The sequence below is a fragment of the Pseudomonas sp. NPDC089569 genome, from assembly GCF_050280625.1.
Taxonomy (GTDB): domain Bacteria; phylum Pseudomonadota; class Gammaproteobacteria; order Pseudomonadales; family Pseudomonadaceae; genus Aquipseudomonas.
On sequence record NZ_JBNNVQ010000035.1, the window covers coordinates 1 to 18,097 of the forward strand.

The 18,097-nt window shown below is 59.0% G+C and carries 22 protein-coding genes and 1 tRNA gene; 7 read left to right on the top strand and 16 right to left on the bottom strand.

Translation table 11 applies throughout. The features are described 5' to 3' along the window. Positions 1 to 8 precede the first annotated feature (8 nt). Positions 9 to 85 (bottom strand) — tRNA-Arg (locus ACQKP2_RS15790). A 275-nt stretch (positions 86 to 360) separates the two neighbouring features. Here ACQKP2_RS15790 and folD point away from each other — a divergent pair. Next, on the top strand, positions 361 to 1,215 hold the full coding sequence (gene folD, locus ACQKP2_RS15795) for a bifunctional methylenetetrahydrofolate dehydrogenase/methenyltetrahydrofolate cyclohydrolase FolD (protein WP_427577694.1): 855 nt from the start codon (positions 361 to 363) through the stop codon (positions 1,213 to 1,215). Positions 1,216 to 1,452: 237 nt separating this feature from the next. Next, on the top strand, positions 1,453 to 2,391 hold the full coding sequence (gene pbpG / locus ACQKP2_RS15800; RefSeq protein WP_427577695.1) for a D-alanyl-D-alanine endopeptidase: 939 nt from the start codon (positions 1,453 to 1,455) through the stop codon (positions 2,389 to 2,391). 53 nt (positions 2,392 to 2,444) lie between these two features. Here pbpG and ACQKP2_RS15805 read toward each other — a convergent pair whose 3' ends face one another. From ACQKP2_RS15805 to ACQKP2_RS15815, 3 genes are all read right to left on the bottom strand, one after another. Then, on the bottom strand, positions 2,445 to 2,660 hold the full coding sequence (locus ACQKP2_RS15805) for a hypothetical protein (protein WP_427577696.1): 216 nt from the start codon (positions 2,658 to 2,660) through the stop codon (positions 2,445 to 2,447). 33 nt (positions 2,661 to 2,693) lie between these two features. Next, the gene (locus ACQKP2_RS15810) at positions 2,694 to 2,900 is read right to left on the bottom strand and encodes a DUF6021 family protein (protein ID WP_427577698.1); all 207 of its coding nucleotides are present in this window, start codon (positions 2,898 to 2,900) and stop codon (positions 2,694 to 2,696) included. 90 nt (positions 2,901 to 2,990) lie between these two features. After that, positions 2,991 to 3,719, bottom strand: a complete 729-nt coding sequence (locus ACQKP2_RS15815) for a peptidase C39 family protein (protein WP_427577700.1) — start codon at positions 3,717 to 3,719, stop codon at positions 2,991 to 2,993. Between the two features lie 167 nt (positions 3,720 to 3,886). Between ACQKP2_RS15815 and ACQKP2_RS15820 the strand changes: the two genes are divergently transcribed. Continuing rightward, entirely contained in the window at positions 3,887 to 4,054 is a 168-nt protein-coding gene (locus ACQKP2_RS15820) for a hypothetical protein (RefSeq protein WP_427577701.1), read from the top strand. A gap of 69 nt (positions 4,055 to 4,123) precedes the next feature. On the opposite strand, the gene ACQKP2_RS15825 is transcribed toward ACQKP2_RS15820, so the two are convergent. Together ACQKP2_RS15825 and ACQKP2_RS15830 are read right to left on the bottom strand one after the other, a co-directional pair. Continuing rightward, entirely contained in the window at positions 4,124 to 4,873 is a 750-nt protein-coding gene (locus tag ACQKP2_RS15825) for a TerC family protein (RefSeq protein ID WP_427577703.1), read from the bottom strand. Positions 4,874 to 4,902: 29 nt separating this feature from the next. Beyond that, positions 4,903 to 5,145, bottom strand: coding sequence for a hypothetical protein (locus ACQKP2_RS15830; RefSeq protein WP_427577704.1), 243 nt, complete (start codon positions 5,143 to 5,145; stop codon positions 4,903 to 4,905). A gap of 134 nt (positions 5,146 to 5,279) precedes the next feature. Here ACQKP2_RS15830 and nhaR point away from each other — a divergent pair, with 134 nt between their 5' ends. Next, a complete protein-coding gene (nhaR, locus tag ACQKP2_RS15835; RefSeq protein ID WP_427577705.1) occupies positions 5,280 to 6,179 on the top strand; it encodes a transcriptional activator NhaR in 900 nt (299 codons plus the stop codon). A gap of 3 nt (positions 6,180 to 6,182) precedes the next feature. On the opposite strand, the gene ACQKP2_RS15840 is transcribed toward nhaR, so the two are convergent. Beyond that, positions 6,183 to 7,337, bottom strand: a complete 1,155-nt coding sequence (locus ACQKP2_RS15840) for an MFS transporter (RefSeq protein ID WP_427577706.1) — start codon at positions 7,335 to 7,337, stop codon at positions 6,183 to 6,185. Between the two features lie 340 nt (positions 7,338 to 7,677). On the opposite strand from ACQKP2_RS15840, the gene sstT reads away from it, so the two are divergent. Further along, on the top strand, positions 7,678 to 8,910 hold the full coding sequence (sstT, locus tag ACQKP2_RS15845) for a serine/threonine transporter SstT (protein WP_427577707.1): 1,233 nt from the start codon (positions 7,678 to 7,680) through the stop codon (positions 8,908 to 8,910). A gap of 189 nt (positions 8,911 to 9,099) precedes the next feature. On the opposite strand, the gene ACQKP2_RS15850 is transcribed toward sstT, so the two are convergent. The 7 genes from ACQKP2_RS15850 to ACQKP2_RS15880 form a co-directional block, all read right to left on the bottom strand. Continuing rightward, positions 9,100 to 9,609, bottom strand: a complete 510-nt coding sequence (locus ACQKP2_RS15850) for a DUF1993 domain-containing protein (RefSeq protein WP_427577709.1) — start codon at positions 9,607 to 9,609, stop codon at positions 9,100 to 9,102. A 132-nt stretch (positions 9,610 to 9,741) separates the two neighbouring features. Further along, positions 9,742 to 11,160, bottom strand: a complete 1,419-nt coding sequence (locus tag ACQKP2_RS15855) for an ArnT family glycosyltransferase (RefSeq protein ID WP_427577710.1) — start codon at positions 11,158 to 11,160, stop codon at positions 9,742 to 9,744. Beyond that, on the bottom strand, positions 11,160 to 11,474 hold the full coding sequence (locus ACQKP2_RS15860; protein WP_427577712.1) for an SdiA-regulated domain-containing protein: 315 nt from the start codon (positions 11,472 to 11,474) through the stop codon (positions 11,160 to 11,162). The genes ACQKP2_RS15855 and ACQKP2_RS15860 overlap by 1 nt, the downstream gene beginning before the upstream one ends. Before the next feature lie 8 nt (positions 11,475 to 11,482). Continuing rightward, a complete protein-coding gene (locus ACQKP2_RS15865) occupies positions 11,483 to 12,997 on the bottom strand; it encodes an ArnT family glycosyltransferase (RefSeq protein WP_427577713.1) in 1,515 nt (504 codons plus the stop codon). 3 nt (positions 12,998 to 13,000) lie between these two features. Continuing rightward, entirely contained in the window at positions 13,001 to 13,279 is a 279-nt protein-coding gene (locus tag ACQKP2_RS15870) for a lipid-A-disaccharide synthase N-terminal domain-containing protein (protein WP_427577715.1), read from the bottom strand. Next, on the bottom strand, positions 13,276 to 14,016 hold the full coding sequence (locus ACQKP2_RS15875; protein ID WP_427577717.1) for a glycosyltransferase family 2 protein: 741 nt from the start codon (positions 14,014 to 14,016) through the stop codon (positions 13,276 to 13,278). Before ACQKP2_RS15875 ends, ACQKP2_RS15870 begins: the two co-directional genes overlap by 4 nt. A 45-nt stretch (positions 14,017 to 14,061) precedes the next feature. Continuing rightward, entirely contained in the window at positions 14,062 to 15,039 is a 978-nt protein-coding gene (locus ACQKP2_RS15880) for an NAD-dependent epimerase/dehydratase family protein (RefSeq protein ID WP_427577718.1), read from the bottom strand. A 306-nt stretch (positions 15,040 to 15,345) separates the two neighbouring features. Between ACQKP2_RS15880 and ACQKP2_RS15885 the strand changes: the two genes are divergently transcribed. After that, entirely contained in the window at positions 15,346 to 15,993 is a 648-nt protein-coding gene (locus ACQKP2_RS15885) for a YceH family protein (RefSeq protein WP_427577720.1), read from the top strand. A gap of 123 nt (positions 15,994 to 16,116) precedes the next feature. Here ACQKP2_RS15885 and ACQKP2_RS15890 read toward each other — a convergent pair whose 3' ends face one another. Next, entirely contained in the window at positions 16,117 to 16,635 is a 519-nt protein-coding gene (locus tag ACQKP2_RS15890; RefSeq protein WP_427577721.1) for a cupin domain-containing protein, read from the bottom strand. A 10-nt stretch (positions 16,636 to 16,645) separates the two neighbouring features. Next, positions 16,646 to 17,464 carry a shikimate 5-dehydrogenase gene (locus ACQKP2_RS15895; RefSeq protein ID WP_427577722.1) on the bottom strand — a complete coding sequence of 273 codons (819 nt, stop codon included), beginning with the start codon at positions 17,462 to 17,464 and terminating at the stop codon, positions 16,646 to 16,648. Between the two features lie 244 nt (positions 17,465 to 17,708). Here ACQKP2_RS15895 and ACQKP2_RS15900 point away from each other — a divergent pair, with 244 nt between their 5' ends. Then, the gene (locus ACQKP2_RS15900) at positions 17,709 to 18,077 is read left to right on the top strand and encodes a hypothetical protein (RefSeq protein WP_427577723.1); all 369 of its coding nucleotides are present in this window, start codon (positions 17,709 to 17,711) and stop codon (positions 18,075 to 18,077) included. Positions 18,078 to 18,097: the final 20 nt, after the last annotated feature.

Genomic DNA, 18,097 nt, shown 5'->3' on the forward strand with positions numbered 1-18,097 from the left:
CTGCCTAATGGCGCACCCGGCAGGACTCGAACCTGCGACCATCCGCTTAGAAGGCGGATGCTCTATCCAGCTGAGCTACGGGCGCCTTATTAATCTGTACTCTTGGAGGACTACAAACTAATTGCTTTTCAGCCTTGCGAAACCTTGATTTCGCTCGACCTTCTTAACCAGTGCTAGGCTGTGCCCGACAAGTGCGACGAATAGTATAGAGCCCCCTGAAGGCCGTCAAATCATTTTTTAAAAAAATTCATTTAATTAAAGGGCTTAGGGGAATTTGCAGACCAAGCGCCTTTGCCCTCACCTCATGACATGCGAGAATGCTCGCTCTTTTTTTCCCCTCTCGATGGTTAACCACGCGCAATGACTGCACAACTAATCGACGGCAAATCAATCGCCGCCAGCCTTCGCCAGCAGATCGCCCAACGCGTCACCGAGCGTCGCCAGCAAGGCCTGCGCACGCCCGGCCTCGCGGTGATCCTGGTCGGCAGCGATCCCGCCTCTCAGGTTTATGTCTCGCACAAGCGTAAAGACTGTGAAGAGGTCGGTTTCCTTTCCCAGGCTTATGACCTGCCTTCCGACACCACCCAGCAAGCACTGACCGAGCTGATCGATCGCCTGAACGACGACCCGGCGATTGATGGCGTGCTGCTGCAGCTTCCTCTTCCTGAGCACCTGGACGCCTCCACATTGCTCGAGCGTATCCGTCCGGACAAGGACGTCGACGGTTTTCACCCTTATAACGTCGGCCGCCTGGCCCAACGCATCCCCTTGCTGCGCCCATGCACCCCGAAGGGCATCATGACCCTCCTGGAGAGCACCGGTGTCGATCTGTACGGTATGAACGCAGTGGTTGTCGGGGCTTCCAACATCGTTGGACGGCCGATGGCCATGGAGCTGTTGCTGGCCGGCTGCACCGTGACCGTCACCCACCGTTTCACCAAGGACCTGGCGGGGCACGTCGGTCGTGCCGACCTGGTCGTCGTAGCCGCGGGCAAACCCGGCCTGGTCAAGGGTGAGTGGATCAAGGAAGGCGCCATCGTGATCGACGTCGGCATCAACCGCCAGGACGACGGCAAACTGGTCGGCGACGTGATCTACGAAACCGCCCTGCCCCGCGCCGGCTGGATCACTCCGGTTCCGGGTGGCGTAGGCCCGATGACACGTGCCTGCCTGCTGGAAAACACGCTGTACGCAGCCGAAACCCTGCACAGCTGAATCCAGCGAAAAAGTCATTCAGCGTCGAAAGGAACCCCGCCCATGCGGGGTTCTTTTTTGCTCTTGAAACAGGGTTGACCACTTAACGGAAAATAACTTTTTTTTCATGTTTTGAAGGACTTTCACTCCGACTTCGAACAACCATCGACAGTTATTCAGCCATACTCCAGAATGTCGCGCTTTTTAAGAAATAGCCCGTTACAAAACGGCGTACCAACACTTTACGAGTCTGCCAGCGTGAAAATCCGTCTTTCGATCCTGAGCCTAATTTTTGCAGTTACAGGGACTTTCATCACGCCAATTGCCAGCGCCGGCGAAACCACCGCAGCGCCTAGAGACACCTCGCAACTCAAAATCGCTTCCGGCAGTGCACTGCTGCTGGATCTGCAGACCAACAAGGTCATCTACGCCAGCAATCCTGACGTGGTTGTCCCCATCGCATCCGTCAGCAAGCTGATGACCGGCCTCGTCGTGGTTGAGGCCAGACAGAACATGGACGAGTACATCAACATCAACATCAGTGACACCCCGGAAATGAAAGGCGTGTTTTCCCGGGTCAAGCTCAACAGCGAAATGCCCCGCCGGGAAATGCTGTTGATTGCGCTGATGTCGTCGGAAAACCGGGCGGCAGCGAGCCTGGCCCACCACTATCCGGGCGGTTATGCCGCGTTTATCGCGGCGATGAACGCCAAGGCCAAGGCGTTGGGCATGACCAGCACCCATTTCGTCGAACCAACCGGCCTGTCACCACGCAACGTGTCTACCGCGCGCGACCTGAGCAAACTCTTGATTGCCGCGCACAAATATCCGCTGCTGACGGAGTTGAGCACCACCAAGGAAAAAACCGTTTCTTTCCGCAAACCCAACTACAGCCTGGGATTTCGTAACACCGACCATCTGGTCAACAAACCCAACTGGAATATCGAGCTGACGAAAACCGGGTTCACCAATGAAGCCGGCCATTGCCTGGTGCTGGTGACGCACATGGCCAATCGTCCCGTAGCCATGGTCATCCTCGATGCCTACGGCAAATACACCCACTTTGCCGATGCCACTCGTATCCGTAACTGGGTCGAGACCGGCAAGAGCGCCAACGTGCCGTCGGTTGCCATGCAGTACAAATCGGACAAGAACCTCAAGCACCGCCAGAGCGGTGTGATCGAAGCATCCAAGTAACCGCGCAAACCCATGAAAAAGCCCCGATTTCTCGGGGCTTTTTCGTCTATCCGTTAATCGTTGGGCAACGGCATCTGGTCATCATCCGGAATGCCATCGCCGGCACAAGGATCTCTCCATCCCTGTGAATGCTCGGCAGGCACCACCATGGGTCGGGCCAGGGGATCGCGCAGCGGGCTGCCAGGATCCAGTACCGGATCGATGTCTTCTTCGGGCGTGGTGGGAACGCTTTCCGGACCTTTGTCATCGAAGCTCGAATCAGTGGACATACGCACCTCCAAGAAAACCTGGGGACAAGCGTTCTAGGGTTTCAGATCACCGAGCGGATCGTAGGGTTTGACCGGGGCCCCGGGATTGTCCCCCGGCTTGACATCCCTTGGCGCCCGGGCCGGCCCCACAGGGTCGACCTGAGGGTCGCTGAGGTCTGGAGAGTCGGGATCGAACCCCAGCTCCTCACCTGAGGAGTGCTCGGAAGAATGCGGACCGCGAGGGGTTTCGGAATCTGCCATGGCCGTCTCCTGATCTCAGACCCGAATCAGCGGGCCTCTACTATCAGATACCTTCAACGCACCGCGGTGCCTGAAAGATGACGAACGGGCTTACTGCCCACCCAGTGATTTGCGGGCTTTTGCAGCCGCCTGCTCCTGACCGGCCTGGGCAAGATCGCCAGCCGCCTTCAGCCAACGCTGCCGATCAACCTCGGCCGGGATCTGCGTGGGCGCTTGAATCAGCACGGCCCAGCCACCGGCATCCTTGAAGGCTGACTCAAAGGCGCTGAAGCTCATTGACAACCGTTGCTCCATCCCCGAGCGCAAGAGAACAGTCTGCTTGCGACGGTTGTAACCGGACAGAATCGCATAACGCGGCTCGGCCCAGAGCGCCGAGCCCTCGGTAAAGCGCACCATCACCGGATACCCCGCCGCTACCTGGGTCAACAGGGATGGCAGATTACTGTCCAGGGGATAAACCATCATCCCGTATTCTCGCGCCAGGTTCTGCATGTTTTGCTGCAGCTGAGCCTCGGCACCGGGCAAGTGCAGGGGCTTGTCCAGCAACCCCGGCGTAATCACGACACCCTGCTGCGACAGCATGCTTGCCAGCACTTGCGGTCCGCTTTGATTGGCCACGCCACGATAGAACCGGCCACTGAGTTCGACCCGCTCGGGCAGACGCTGGATCTGCGGCGCCACGTTACCGGCACAACCGGCCAGACTGGCGACACAACCCAGAATCATCGCCGCCGATACCATTCGAGAAATTACCCGCACCATTGTCACTCTCTTGTTCAGGCGCCGGGCAATCCGCTTCCCGGCTTGGCCGTCGATCATAGGGCGCCGCGCGGCTGCGGTATAGCCTTAACCGGTAGTCCAGTGCATTCGATAGAGAGAACTGGTTGGTGACAATCGACCTTTGGTCAATAGCCTGCAATACGGCAACGACTAGACTGTCACCTGCAAGGCGTGTGCGCCCGCCGCAGGGCAAAGAGGAGGCAGCGATGAGCCTGACGATGACGATTGTGGTGTTGATTTTCAGCTGGTTGGCTATCGCAGCCGCGATGTTATGGGGTGTACTGCGTATCAGCCGTCGCCATCACCACCCTGTCCCTCCAGCCTCCCTGGAGAAAACGGAAAAAGCCACCACACATCACGCTTCCGCCCACTGACCGATTTCTCACCGAAAAAAAGGCCGCCTGCGCTCCCTGGAGCGCAGGCGGCCTTTTCGCAAGGGTCTATCAGGCTTCAGCGGCTACGCGCTTCTGCTTCGCCCGGCGAGACATCATGTTCAACACTTCGATGGCAGCCGAGAACGCCATGGCAGCGTACACGTACCCCTTCGGCACATGGGCGCCAAAGCCTTCGGCGATCAGCGTCATGCCGATCATGATCAAAAAGCCCAGGGCCAGCATCACCACCGTCGGGTTGTCGTTGATGAACTTGGCCAAAGGATCTGCCGCCAACAACATCACCAGCACCGACACCACCACCGCGATGATCATGATCGGCAGATGCTCGGTCATGCCGACAGCGGTAATGATGCTGTCGATGGAGAACACCATGTCCAGCATCAGGATCTGACCGATTGCCGCAGCAAAGCCCAGGGTCACGGTCGAAGTCGCCGATGTCGGATCCTCCGGAGCCGGGTCCATGCTGTGATGGATTTCGGTGGTGGCTTTCCACAACAGGAACAGGCCGCCGGCGATCAGAATCATGTCTTTCCAGGAAAACGCGTGGCCGAAAAAGTCGATCACAGGCTCGGTCAACTGGACGATGAATGCGATGGTACTCAACAGGCCCAATCGCAGGATCAACGCCATGCCGATACCGATGCGCCGCGCCTTCTGCCGGTGCTTCTCGGGTAATTTGTTGGTCAGGATCGAAATGAAGATCAGGTTATCGATGCCAAGCACGATTTCCATCACCACCAGGGTGGCCAGGGCGATCCAGGCGGTCGGGCTGGCAGCTAGCTGTAAAAGGTATTCCATGGGTCAGTCCTGACTCGCTGTAAGACGGTTTAGATTTCCTGGGAGGAAGATTCGGATTTTTCCGCTTCCTGTTCCGACGATTCTTTTTTTCCGGTCAACCCGCTGGTGGCTTCGCTGAGCGCTTGCTCGGCAGCCTTGTGGGTATCGTCGATCGCTTGCTTGGCACTTTCGGCAGCCTTGCCCATCAATTGCTGGGCACTCTTTTCGGCCTGATCACATCCGGCCAGGACCATTAAAGAGGCGACCAGCAGTACCGTGGCTTTGAACTTCATGATGCTTCCCTCGATATAACGAACGCGCCGCGACGATGGCCCGTTGATAGCGATGCATTCTAGGGAGATGAATACTTCAGGAAAATTCGTATTTTCAGCGGTTATACTTCGGTTTATTCGAATAGAAGATCAGCATGCTCAATTATCGACAATTGCATTACTTCTGGGTGGTGGCCAAGACCGGCAGTATCGTGCGCGCCTGCGAGCAGCTGAACCTCACACCCCAGACCATCAGCGGGCAGATATCGTTGCTCGAACAAACCTACGGCATTGAGTTGTTCCGTCGTGTCGGGCGGCAATTGGAGCTCACCGAGGCCGGTCGACAGACCCTGCCCTACGCCGAGCAGATGTTTCAATTGGGCGGCGAACTGGAGCGGATGTTACGGACACAACCTAACGAACAGCAGATTCTGTTTCGCGTGGGCGTGGCCGATGTGGTGCCCAAATCCATCGTCTATCGCCTGATTGCGCCGACCATGGAGTTGAGCGAGCCACTGCGCATCACCTGCCGCGAAGACAAACTGGAACGCCTGCTTGCCGACCTGGCGATTCAGCGCCTGGACCTGGTGATATCCGATAGCCCGATGCCCTCGCACCTGGACATCAAGGGTTACAGTCAGAAACTCGGCGAATGCGGGATCAGTTTCTTTGCCACTCCCGAACTGGCCAAACGTTATGGTCAGGATTTCCCGCGCAATCTGCAGGGCGCGCCCCTGCTGATTCCCGGAGCGGAAACCGTGGTTCGCAATCGCTTGCAGCGATGGTTCGCCGAACAGCAGATCCAGCCTCAAATTGTCGGCGAATTCGACGACAGCGCCTTGATGCAGGCGTTCGGGCAGTCCGGCAGCGGCATATTCATCGGCCCGAGCGTGATCGCCGATGAAGTTCAGCGCCAATATGGCGTGCAGGTGATTGGCCAGACCACGGCGGTGAGCGAGTCGTTCTATGCCATTTCAGTGGAACGCAAGGTCAAGCACCCCGGCATTGTCGCCATTACCGAAGGTGCCCGACGCGAGTTGTTTACCGAATTGTGAGGCTCAGGCGCAGACTTCGCGGGGCTTGAGGGCCATCAACGCGATTGCCAGCAGGATCGAAGCCAGGATAAGTCCGGCCGCGGCGAAACCCACACCTTGCAGGCCCACACCGTCGATCACTCGCCCACCGATCATGGCGCCCAGGCCAATCCCCAGATTGGCCCCGGCAATGTTCAATGACGCAGCGAACGCCGGCGCATCGGGCGCGGCCTTGATCAGACGCACGTGACTGACCAGAAACAGCGCCGCCTGCGTCACACCCCAGATGCCCATTGCCGCCGCCAGGCCGACAGGCGAATGAATATTCGGCACCAATGCCACCAGACCGGCAATCATGAACGCGCAGAACATCATCGAGGCAACCAGCGGATGACGATCGACCGCGCGGCCGCCCAGGGAGTTGCCGATCAGCCCCACCGCACCGAAACCCATCAGGCACCAGCCGACCACAGTGCCGTTGAACCCGGCCAGGCGCTCCAGGATATCCGCCAGATAGGTGTAGGCGGTGAACATGCCGCTGAACACCACAATCGACAGCAATACATGACCCACCATTAACGGGCTGCGCAGGATCCTGAACTGCGAGAGGAAGCTGACCTGATGTTGGTGCAGGCTGGTTTTCGGCAGGTAGACAAACAGCAGCAGCGCCTTGGCAAATGCGATGAACGCCAGAATGGCGAAGGCACTGCGCCAGCCGAAGGCATCGGAAATCAGCGTGCCCACCGGGATACCAAACACCGTGGCGCAGACAATGCCAAAACCGATCTTCGCGATGGCCCGGCCGGCGTAGTCGGGGCCGACGATGTCCACCGCCGTCTCACTGGCCAATGCCCAGAACACCGGCAGGCCCAGCGCCGGTATCAACCTTGCAAACGCCATGACCCAGATGTTCGGTGCCAAGGCCGCCAGGGTATTGGCCAGGCCAAACATGATCAGCACCGAGATGAACAGTCTGCGTCGCTCGAAACGGGCGAAGTACGCCGTCAGAAACGGCCCGAACGCTGCCACCGTAAAGGCGAACAGGGTCACCAGCAAGCCTGCTTGCGGGATGCTGACCTCGAGATCGCGGGCGATGGCCGGCAACAGGCCGACGATGATGAACTCAGTGGTCAGCACCGTAAAACCGGCGGCTGACAACAGAAAGATGGGCAACAGCATGCAAAACTCCAAAAAAACGACAGCACCAGCGATAGCCCGAAGGCTCACTGGCAGTACAGAAAATGAGGATGGCGAAGCTTAACAGAGTGTTTGCGAACAAAGTTGCACGAACCTGCAAATCGCATTCAGCCCGAAGTGGCAGATCGTCACAGCATTGAAGGATCTCGAAGGCGCTGTGATAAAGTCCGCGCCCCCGCGATACGTACACCCTGTGCTGATCGATCCCTTCAGGACCTTGATTGCGCATTCCAGTTTCTGGTGTGCGCCGACAGCTTTCGCCCCCGCTTGTTGTTGCCAGCCCGGGAACCTGCACTTACTCCATTCAGAGACGCCGTTATTTATGACCGCTTCACCCCCTTCTCTATTGCAACGCCTGAAACGCACCAGCCTGGTCACACAGATCCTGATTGGCCTGATCATCGGCATTGCCCTGGCCCTGTTCGCGCCTGAAGCAGCCAAGTCCACGGCATTCATCGGCAAAGTATTCGTTTCAGCCCTGAAAGCTGTCGCTCCGATTCTGGTGTTCGTGTTGGTCATGGCGTCGATCGCCAACCACAAGCATGGTCAACAGACGCATATTCGCCCGATTCTGTTCCTGTACCTGTTGGGCACCTTCGCCGCCGCCGTGGTCGCCGTGATTGCCAGCATGATGTTTCCGTCAAGCCTGGTCCTGTCCACCCAGGATATGGCCGTCACCGCGCCTGGCGGCATCAGTGAAGTCCTGCAAAGCCTGCTGCTCAGTGTGGTCGACAACCCGGTCAGCGCACTGATGAACGGTAACTTCATCGGCATTCTCGCCTGGGCCATCGGTATGGGCGTTGCCATTCGCCATGCCGGCGATAACACCCGCGAAGTGCTCGGCGACCTGTCCAACGGTGTGACGCTTATTGTCCGGTTGGTCATCCGCTTTGCACCATTGGGGATTTTCGGCCTTGTGGCGTCGACGCTGGCCACTTCCGGTTTCAGCGCCTTGATCGGCTACGCTCACCTGCTGGTCGTGCTGCTGGGCTGCATGCTGTTTGTGGCGCTGGTGATGAACCCGCTGATCGTGCTCTGGAAACTGCGTAGCAACCCGTATCCGCTGGTGCTGACCTGCCTGCGCGAGAGCGGCATCACTGCGTTCTTCACTCGCAGTTCGGCGGCCAACATCCCGGTCAACCTTGAATTGAGCAAGCGCCTGGGCCTGCACGAAGACACCTACTCGGTGTCGATCCCACTGGGCGCCACCATTAACATGGCCGGCGCGGCGATCACCATCACGGTGCTGACACTGGCGGCGGTCCATACGCTGGGCATAGTCGTCGATATTCCAACCGCCATTCTGCTGAGCGTCGTCGCGGCGATCTGCGCCTGTGGTGCCTCGGGTGTGGCCGGTGGCTCGCTGCTGTTGATCCCACTGGCGTGCAGCCTGTTCGGCATCCCGAGCGAAATCGCCATGCAGGTGGTGGCGGTGGGCTTCATCATCGGCGTCTTGCAGGACTCGGCGGAAACCGCCCTGAACTCCTCCACCGACGTGCTGTTCACGGCCGCGGCGTGCCTGGGTGAAAAGCGGAAATCCGAACGATTGGCATAACACTGCGGCCCCTGTGGGAGCGAGCCTGCTCGCGATGGAGCCATAACAGTCAATATTGGTGTTGAATTAAAGTCCGTCATCGCGAGCAGGCTCGCCCCCACAAGAATTGATGATGCGGCTGAAAAAATCGTACCCATGAAAAAGCCCCCGCAGCCTGAGGTTGCGGGGGCTTTTTTGTACCTCGACGGCTTAGAACGCGCCCATGTAATCGCGCTTGCCCACTTCCACGCCATTGTGGCGCAGCAGCGCGTAGGCCGTGGTGACGTGGAAGAAGAATTGCGGCAGACCGTAGGTCAGCAGATAAGCCTGGCCGGAGAAGCGCTTCTCTTTTGGGGTGCCCGGACGGGTCACGATTTCGATGCCTTCCTTGCCGTTGATCTGCTCGGGCTTAATGCTGCCGATGAAGCCCAGCGCCTTGGTAATCAACGCCTGCAACTCGGCGAAGGTGGTTTCGCTGTCGTCGTATTTCGGCAACTCCACTTGTGCCAGGCGACCGGTCACGCCTTTGCTGAAATCAACAGCGATCTGCACTTGGCGCACCAGCGGGAACATGTCGGGGAACAGACGGGCTTGCAGGAAAGCGTTCGGGTCGATGTTTTTTTCGGTGGCGTGGGCTTCGGCCTTTTTCAGCACATCACTGAGGGCGTTGAGCATTTGCTGGAAAACAGGGACAGAGGCTTCGTACAGGGAAATGGTCATGGCAGGTCTCATGTGGTGACGATGGAAAACGTCGGCCGATTATAGCCACGTGCAGCCGTTGCGAGACGGGTCTTTTTCAGTTGCAGCAGCCTCTCCTCGCCGCCGGCGTGAGCAGGCGGCGTGGGAAACAGGTCAATGGCAGCCCGCCCCCAGGTGAACCAGCAGTGCCGCGCGCTTGGGACTCAGGTACGGTTTGACCTCTCCCACCTCGCAAGAGATCAGCCCCTGCAGTTGCGGCTCAAGCGGCTCCTGCACGAACAACAGCCCCGTCGGGCGGGATTCACCTTGCAACTGGGCAACCGTGAGCGATTCCACTGGCCGCCCCATGTAGTAGACCAGACGGATATCCGGCTCGCCGACACTGTAGGCCTTCTGGCCCGACTGCCCGGCCGCCAGTGCCGCGACCTGCTCAAGGCCGCCGACGCGGTGAGCCAGTACGCGAGCTTCTACAAATGCATAGAACACCACGTACCCGGCCAGCATCACGCAAGGAATCGTTGCCAGGCATGCTCGCCAGCGGCCCTTCGTACCTTCGAGCACCGCGCTCCAATGCATCGCCAGCAACAACGCCATGGAGGGGTAGATCGGCAACAGATACTTGCCGTGTTTTTCGGTGAAAAACGAAAAAACCAGCAGCGGCAGCAGGCTGCAACACAACAGCATGGCCGCCTCGCGACGCGAACGGATCATTGCCCAAAACGCACGCGGCCGTACAAACACAATCAGCCAGAACGGGAAAAAATCGCCGGCCAGGTACAGCAGGTAGGCATACCAGGGTTCGGCGCCCTGCCCGTCGATCTTCTTCACGATGTCTTCGTTGATGATCGAACCCCAGATGCCCCAACCCTGATCCAGTGACACGGCCGCATACCAGGAGCTGCCCAGCAACACGGCAATCAACCAGCCCCAACCGTCACTCAGGTAAGCCCTGGCCCGGGCATCGCGGTAGATCAAGGCATAGACCAGAATGGGTGCCGTGACCCAAAGCAGGCACACCGGGCCCTTGGTCAGCAGCGCACAACCCAGAAGCACGTAACTGAGTCGACTCCAGACGACGCGGCCCTGGCGAAAGATGAAGTGCCAGGCTGTCAACAACGCACCGAAACACAACAGGGTCAACAGCATCTCGATTTCCGAGCGCCGCGCGAAAAGACTGAAGCCCCCGTTCGCGGCCAGGAACACCACGGCGAACAAACCCGCCTGCCGCCCTGCCTGCCTGACGCCGTACATGTAGGTAGCGATGCAGCACAATGTTGCAGCCATGGCCGAAGGCAAGCGCACGCTCCATTCGGACAGACTGCCCAGCACTGCAGTGGACACCAGGCCCACCCAATAAAAAAACGGCGGCTTGGACAGGTACAAGTCGCCGTTCATGTAAGGCAAAAGCCAACTTCCCGCGTCCCGCATTTCCCGCACGGTGACAGCGCGGCGGGCTTCGTTGACGCTGAGAAACGGCACGCTGCCAAGCCCCCAGAAAAACAGCAGCGCAATGGCCACCGCCGCAAGCAGGCCGAGGTTGCGGTTCGACAAATGACCGAGGCTCAACTTCATCAGGATGTCTCCAAACTGGCTACCGACGCTTTGATCGACTTGCTGAAGCGATAGAACGGATTCGGCCCGCCGACGACATCGAGCTCGCCATCGCGATCCCTGGTCATTCCTTCGGCTTGCGGCACGGTGTTCTTGAGGTCACACGCCTGGCTGCACAGGGAGCGGCTACTGACGAAGCGCCCCTTGGCTTCAAGTTCGGTGATGTTGGCAGATACATCGCTGAGCAGCGCAGGGTGCCCGTCAGTCCGGGCACCCCTGGCAAAAACCAGCGCTGAAGCAATGAAAACGACGAATAGTCCGGCATTCCTTGCCATGTTCATCCTTAGTTTCGACCCCAATCGAAACGATAGACTTGGGCAGGCGTGCCGGAATGGCATTGGCCATTGTCAGCATCGGCGCCGACGATCGACCATTCGGCACGGGATGTCTCACCCAATTCATGGGCGCTATCCGGATTGAAACATTTGCCCAGCAATTCGTCCGGTACCAGGGCGTAAGCCTTTGGATGCTCGCGCAACCATTGCGCGGCCTCTTCGACCGTCGAGTCGGCCATACCGAAATGCACGATCGGCTGGCGGGCAAACAGCCAATGCCCTTCGCGCCAATTGACCAGCACTAGGTCGGCACCGTGGGTCATGGCTGCCGCTTGCGCCATGATCGGCTCGTGGGGATTGGGGCCGTCCTTGATCGGCTCGATGAAGCCGCGGGCGAACCACAGCGCGAACCAGGCCGCCACCAGCACCGGGAATGCCCGACGCAAACGCGGGCGCCCGGCAAACCAGCGTTTGAGCAGCCATGGAATCAGCGGCGCGGCCGCCAGTACCAGGGCAGGCAGCGCCGGGTAGATGTAGAGTTTGCGCTTGCCGGCACTGATGCTGAAGAACAACACAGCCAGCGCCACCCAACCGAGAAACACCAGAACCCGACCGTCACGCTTTTGCAGCTGACGGCGCCAGGCCGGCACCAGCCAGGGCAGCGTCAGGACCAAAGGCAGCCAGTACTGCGGGATGACGTTGGTGAGGAAGTACCAGAACGGTTCACGGTGATCCCAGGACGCGGCATAACGTCCCGCGGTCTGGCGCAGCAGGATTTCCCGTGCGTAGGCCAGTTCATCGGCGGTGCCGTTGAGCACAATCGACAACGCCAGGGGCACCAGCCAGACTCCGATGGCCGCCAGCATCACGACAAACCCGAGGAACCACTTGCGCTTCTGACCCGGCATGGCCACCACGCCGTCCCAGTCCTTGCGCACTGCGTAGGCATACGGAATCAGCATCAACACCGGCAGAAAGCCCACGCCCTTGGTGATCACGCCGATCCCCATCGACGCACAGCCCACGTAGAACCAGCGCCAGGCCGGTCCCAGCAGCAGATGTCGTGCCAGGCCGTACAGGCCCAGGCTGGTGAACAGAATCAGGAAGCTGTCGATCTGCCCGGTACGCAGGATGCTGTAGGTCTGATAAGTCGCCAGGTACAACAGCGCAGCCGTGCGCCCGATGCGCTGGTTCCACAGCCGCCGCCCCAGGTCATAGACCATCGCCGTGACCGTAACCGCCGAAAAGAGCCCGGGGATGTAAAGGGCAAGATTGGGCTTGCCGGTCAACCAGGCGAAAAACGCCACCGCCCACATGAAGATCGGCGGCTTGTCGCCGTAGATTTCCCCGGCTCGATGGGGAATCAGCCACGAGCCGTTGTGCAGCATCTCCAGGGCGACGCCGAGGAAACGCTCTTCATCGACGTTCTGGGCCTGACGCAATCCCAGCCCTGCGCCGATCAACAGCAGGGCAAGCAGCATCAACCCCAGGCATTCGACCTTGGGCGACAATGATCTGCGCATGAATTACTCCTTCAGGTGTTTGCTTTTTGCAATCAATTGCAAGTTGCGCAGATACACAATGAAACCAAACGCCTGACCGGCGATGAACACCGGGTCCTGCCGATAAATGGCATACGCCAGCAGCAAGGCGCTGCCGACGATGCTCAAGTACCAGAAGCTGGTCGGAATCACGCTGCGTTTCTTGTATTCGCTGTACAGCCACTGCAGAACGAAACGACCGGTAAACGCAATTTGTCCGGCAAAGCCAACCGCCAGCCACAAGGCTTCACGGGACAAATTCATTTTTGGATCTCCTGTGCCTGGGTGTTCAAACGCGTGCGCTTGATCAGCCACCAGACGCCGAAGAGGTCGAGAATGCCCACCAGGGCACGATCAAGGTTGCCGTATTTGGAGACGCCGGCCGTACGATGCCGGTGATTGACCGGATGAACGATCATTCGGCCGTTATGGCGCTGGATCAGGGCCGGAATGTAGCGGTGCATATGGTCGAAGTACGGCAGGCGCAAAAACGCTTCCCGCTGGATCAGCTTCAAGCCACAACCGGTGTCGGGCGTCGCGTCCTTGAGCAGGCGGCTGCGCAGGCCGTTGGCGAAACGCGAGGCCCAGCGCTTGCTTGCGGTGTCCTGGCGATTGACCCGGTGCCCCGCCACCAGTTGAATATTGGCGCTGCCGTGCATGCCGCGCACCAGCGCCAGCATACCGGGGATGTCCGCCGGATCGTTCTGGCCGTCGCCATCGAGTGTTGCCAGCCACTGCCCACGCGCCTCTTGTGCCGCGTGGTACAGCGATGTGCTCTGCCCCAGCGAACGGTCATGCTGCAGGATTCGCAAGGCACTCAGGCCGTTGTTCCGGATCTGCAGCAGTTCGTGCATGGTGGCATCGGTGCTGCCATCGTCGACCACGATGATTTCGTAAGCTTCATCGGCCAGCGCCACGCGAATCTCTTCAAGCAGGGGCTTGAGGTTGTTCGCTTCGTTTTTCGCGGGGATCACTACGGATACAAAAATGTCATTGCTCATAAAAGCCCTCTTTGGCCTTGCTCTTTATTTTCAAGGGCGAATGGTTCATAGCTGATAGAACTGGCGATACCACTTCACAAACTCTGCCACGCCGGTTGATACCGCCACCTTCGGGCGATAATCGATCCACTCGGTCAGGGCCGATACATCGGCCCAGGTCTTGATCACATCGCCGTCCTGCAACGGCATGAAATTGCGCCGGGCCTGAATGCCCAGAGCGGTCTCCAGGCACTCGATGAAGTCCAGCAGCGCCATTGGCTCACCGCGACCGATGTTGAACAATCGGTTGCAGCCCTTGTCGGGCGCATCCGCCTGCGGTGCACGCGTGCGCAGGCGGGCGATGCTTTCGACGATATCGTCGACGTAGGTGAAATCTCGCGCCATCTGCCCCTGGTTATAGATGTCGATGGGCTGGCCCTTGAGAATCGCCTCGGTGAACTTGAACAGCGCCATGTCCGGACGGCCCCACGGACCGTACACGGTAAAGAAGCGCAAGCCACTGGCCTTGAGGCCGTAGAGATGGCAGTAACTGTCGGCAAGCAGCTCGTTGGCGCGCTTGGTGGCGGCATAGAGCGAAATGGGGTGATCGACGGCATCTTCGATGCTGAAGGGCATCTTGCTGTTGCTGCCGTACACCGAGCTGCTGGACGCGTAAATCAGGTGCGCGGGACGATGCTGACGACAGGCTTCCAGTACATTGAGGAAACCCACCAGGTTCGACTGCCCGTAGATATCCGGGTTGTCCAGGGAATAGCGCACGCCGGCCTGCGCCGCCAGATGCACCACTTCCGTGAACTGGTGTTCGCGGAACAATGCCAGCAACGCCGGTTTATCGACGATGTCGACCTTACGGAAGCGAAAGCCCGGCAAAGACTCCAACTCTTTGAGTCGCGCCTGCTTGAGCGTTACATCGTAATAATCGTTCAGGTTGTCGATACCGACTACTTCATGACCGTCCTGGCACAAGCGCCGGGCGGTATGAAAGCCGATGAAGCCGGCTGCGCCGGTCACAAGAATCGTCATGTCACTGATACGCTGATCAGCACATCCTGTTGAGTCAATGTCAAACTCAAGCTCATCCCTTGCTCCACTTTTTCTTTATTTAGGCCGATATCCGCGTTCATGAAGGTCATGCGCGACTCCCCATTTTAGGGGCAGACAGCGGCCGTGCATACGGTGCCCGGTGAATTGTAAAAAAAACGTTATCAACTCAAGGAAAATTTGTAAAAAAACACAGTGAATAGCAACGATTCCTGTTGCCATCGGCACCTGCCGAACTAAAGTGCCTCCACGCAGCGAAAACCCGAATCCGGATAAGGACGCAGAGCCATGAACCACGAGCAAGAACAGCCCCTCGAAGAACCACGTCTGACCAGCACGGAAGTCCGTATTCTGGGTTCCTTGATCGAAAAACAGGCCACCAGCCCGGAAACCTACCCGCTGACCCTCAATGCACTGATGATCGCCTGCAACCAGAAAACCAGCCGCGAACCGGTGATGAACCTGACCCAGGGCCAGGTCGGCCAGAGCCTGCGCTCCCTGGAAGGGCGCGGCATGACCCGATTGGTAATGGGGAGTCGAGCCGATCGATGGGAACACAAGGTGGACAAGGCGCTGGAGTTGGTGCCGGCCCAGGTGGCCCTGATGGGCCTGCTGTTTCTACGTGGACCGCAAACCATCAACGAACTGTTGACCCGCAGTGCACGCATGCATGACTTCGAAGACGCAGAGCAAGTCGTCCATCAACTGGAGCGCTTGATTGCACGGGACCTGGCGTTGCTGATTCCGCGCCAGGCCGGACAGCGGGAAGACCGCTACATGCATGCCCTGGGTGATCCGGCGGACATCGAGGAGATCCTCGCCGCACGGCAAAACCCGGTGGAACGTGGTGGCGGCAGCGCAGTGTCCGTCGAGCGGATCGAAGAGCTGGAAGCGCGGATTGCGGCGCTGGAAGAACGCCTGGCGCGGCTTGAATAACCTGGCGGTTATCGACCGACGGTGAGAGCGAGCCTGCTTGCGGTGACACCTTGGCCCCCATGCGACTGACAGCCTGCAATCGCGAGCAGGCTCGCTCCCACAATGAACCTGGGGTGCATGCGGTTACTCACCGTCCCAGTAATCCACCCCATCCACCTGCCGGGCCACGGCGACGAAGCCTGAAGCATTGCCTTGGGCATCGACCTTGAAGTCGTCCATCACCGCATATTTTCCGGAATCAGGGTACTCGCAGATATCCGGCGATTGCTGGGTACTGACGGCCAGATAGCGCAGCTCAGCGTTGCTGGTGTTAATGATCTGGTGCGCTTTTTCCGGCCCGCCCGCCGGACAGGCAATCACGTCACCGGCGCGAATCGCAAAGCGCTCATCGCCAAGACGCACCTCGCCCTCCCCGGCCACTATATAGAACATCTCTTCATTGACCCGGTGACTGTGAAACGGACTGCCGCGCATGCCCGGTTCCAGGGCATACAAGCGATAGCCGAGTTTTTGTGCCCCCAATTGCTGACCGACACGGGCCAAACGTTGCCGATAACGCCCGGCGGCCTCCCCCGTCGGAGTAAACGCCGAAGGCAGTGGTTCAAGCTCGACCTGATTCAGATTGAGAATGGGAGGATGCATGGAAAATCTCCTAACTGCGGGCAAAAGCCACTGCTTTTTGAAACTGCTCTTCGGTCGGCCGCACACCGGTGTACAGCACAAACTGCTCCAGCGCCTGGATCGCAATCACTTCCAGACCGGTGATCACACGCTTGCCCTCGGCGCGCCCGCGCACGATCAACGGCGTCTCCGCCGGTACTGCCACCACATCGAAGACAATATCCGCCGCCATGATCGCTTCTGCCTCGAATGCCAATTGATCGGCCTGCGCACTGCCTGTCATGCCGATCGGCGTGACATTTACCAGCATTTGTGGACGCTGCGAGCCCAGCTCCGACAACCACGGGTATCCCACGGAATCGGCCAGCGCGCGCCCTGCTTGCTCGTTGCGGGCCACAATCGTGCCGTTTTTGTAACCACCATCGCGCAAGGCGCTGGCCACGGCCTTGGCCATCCCGCCACTACCACGCAAGACAAAGGTGATGTCCGTGGGCACCGCATGGGTTTGCAGCAACTGGGCAATCGCAATGTAATCGGTGTTGTAAGCCTTGAGATGGCCATCGGTATTGACGATGGTGTTGATCGACTGAATGGCTGCGGCGGACGGGTCCAACTCATCGACCAGGGCGATGCAGGCCTCCTTGAACGGCATCGAAACGCCGCAACCGCGTATACCCAAGGCCCGAATACCGCCCACTGCCCCGGGCAGATCCTGGCTGCTGAACGCCTTGTAGTAGAAGTTCAGCCCCAGTTGCTCATACAGATGATTGTGAAATCGCAGACCAAAGTTCCCGGGGCGCCCCGACAGGGACATGCACAAACGGGTGTCTTTGTTCGGGTTCATCTGCATGTGAATCTCCTTGCAATGCACTTTCGGATGGACGGTTTAGCCGGTCCATCGTGTTCTGATCGATCATAGTCCCGTGTTTACAGGCGGCATCACACCACCGTAAGCAAGACGGTACAGACCTTACACAAAATTTACCTGGCGGCTGTGCTGATTTTCAGAAATACGTTGTCTTAGAAGTATCCCCGCGTCGATCCTTGGGTCTATAGCAGACGCAAGCGCCGGGTCGAAGAACCGAGGAATTATCATGATCCGTAAAATCCCCGCTGTTGCCTTGCTCATCGGTGCTCTGGCTATCGCAGGGCAGGCACAAGCCCATGGTGGTGGTAACTACTGGCAAGGCCCGGCGGTATTTGGCGCGCTCGTTGGCTCGGCAATCATCGGCTCGGCCATCATCGAGAGCAATCGCCCTGTATATGCCGCGCCGGCGCCGGTCTATGCCCAACCTGCACCGGTATATGCCGCGCCGCCACCGGTTTATTACCAGCCGGCACCGGTGTATGTGCAGCAACCGGTTTACTACCAACCGGCACCTGTCTATTACGGACCTCCCCGCGGCTATTACGGCCCACCACGCGGTTACTACGGCCCGCCCCATGGCTATGGCCGCTGGTAACGAATGCAAGAAGCCCCGCC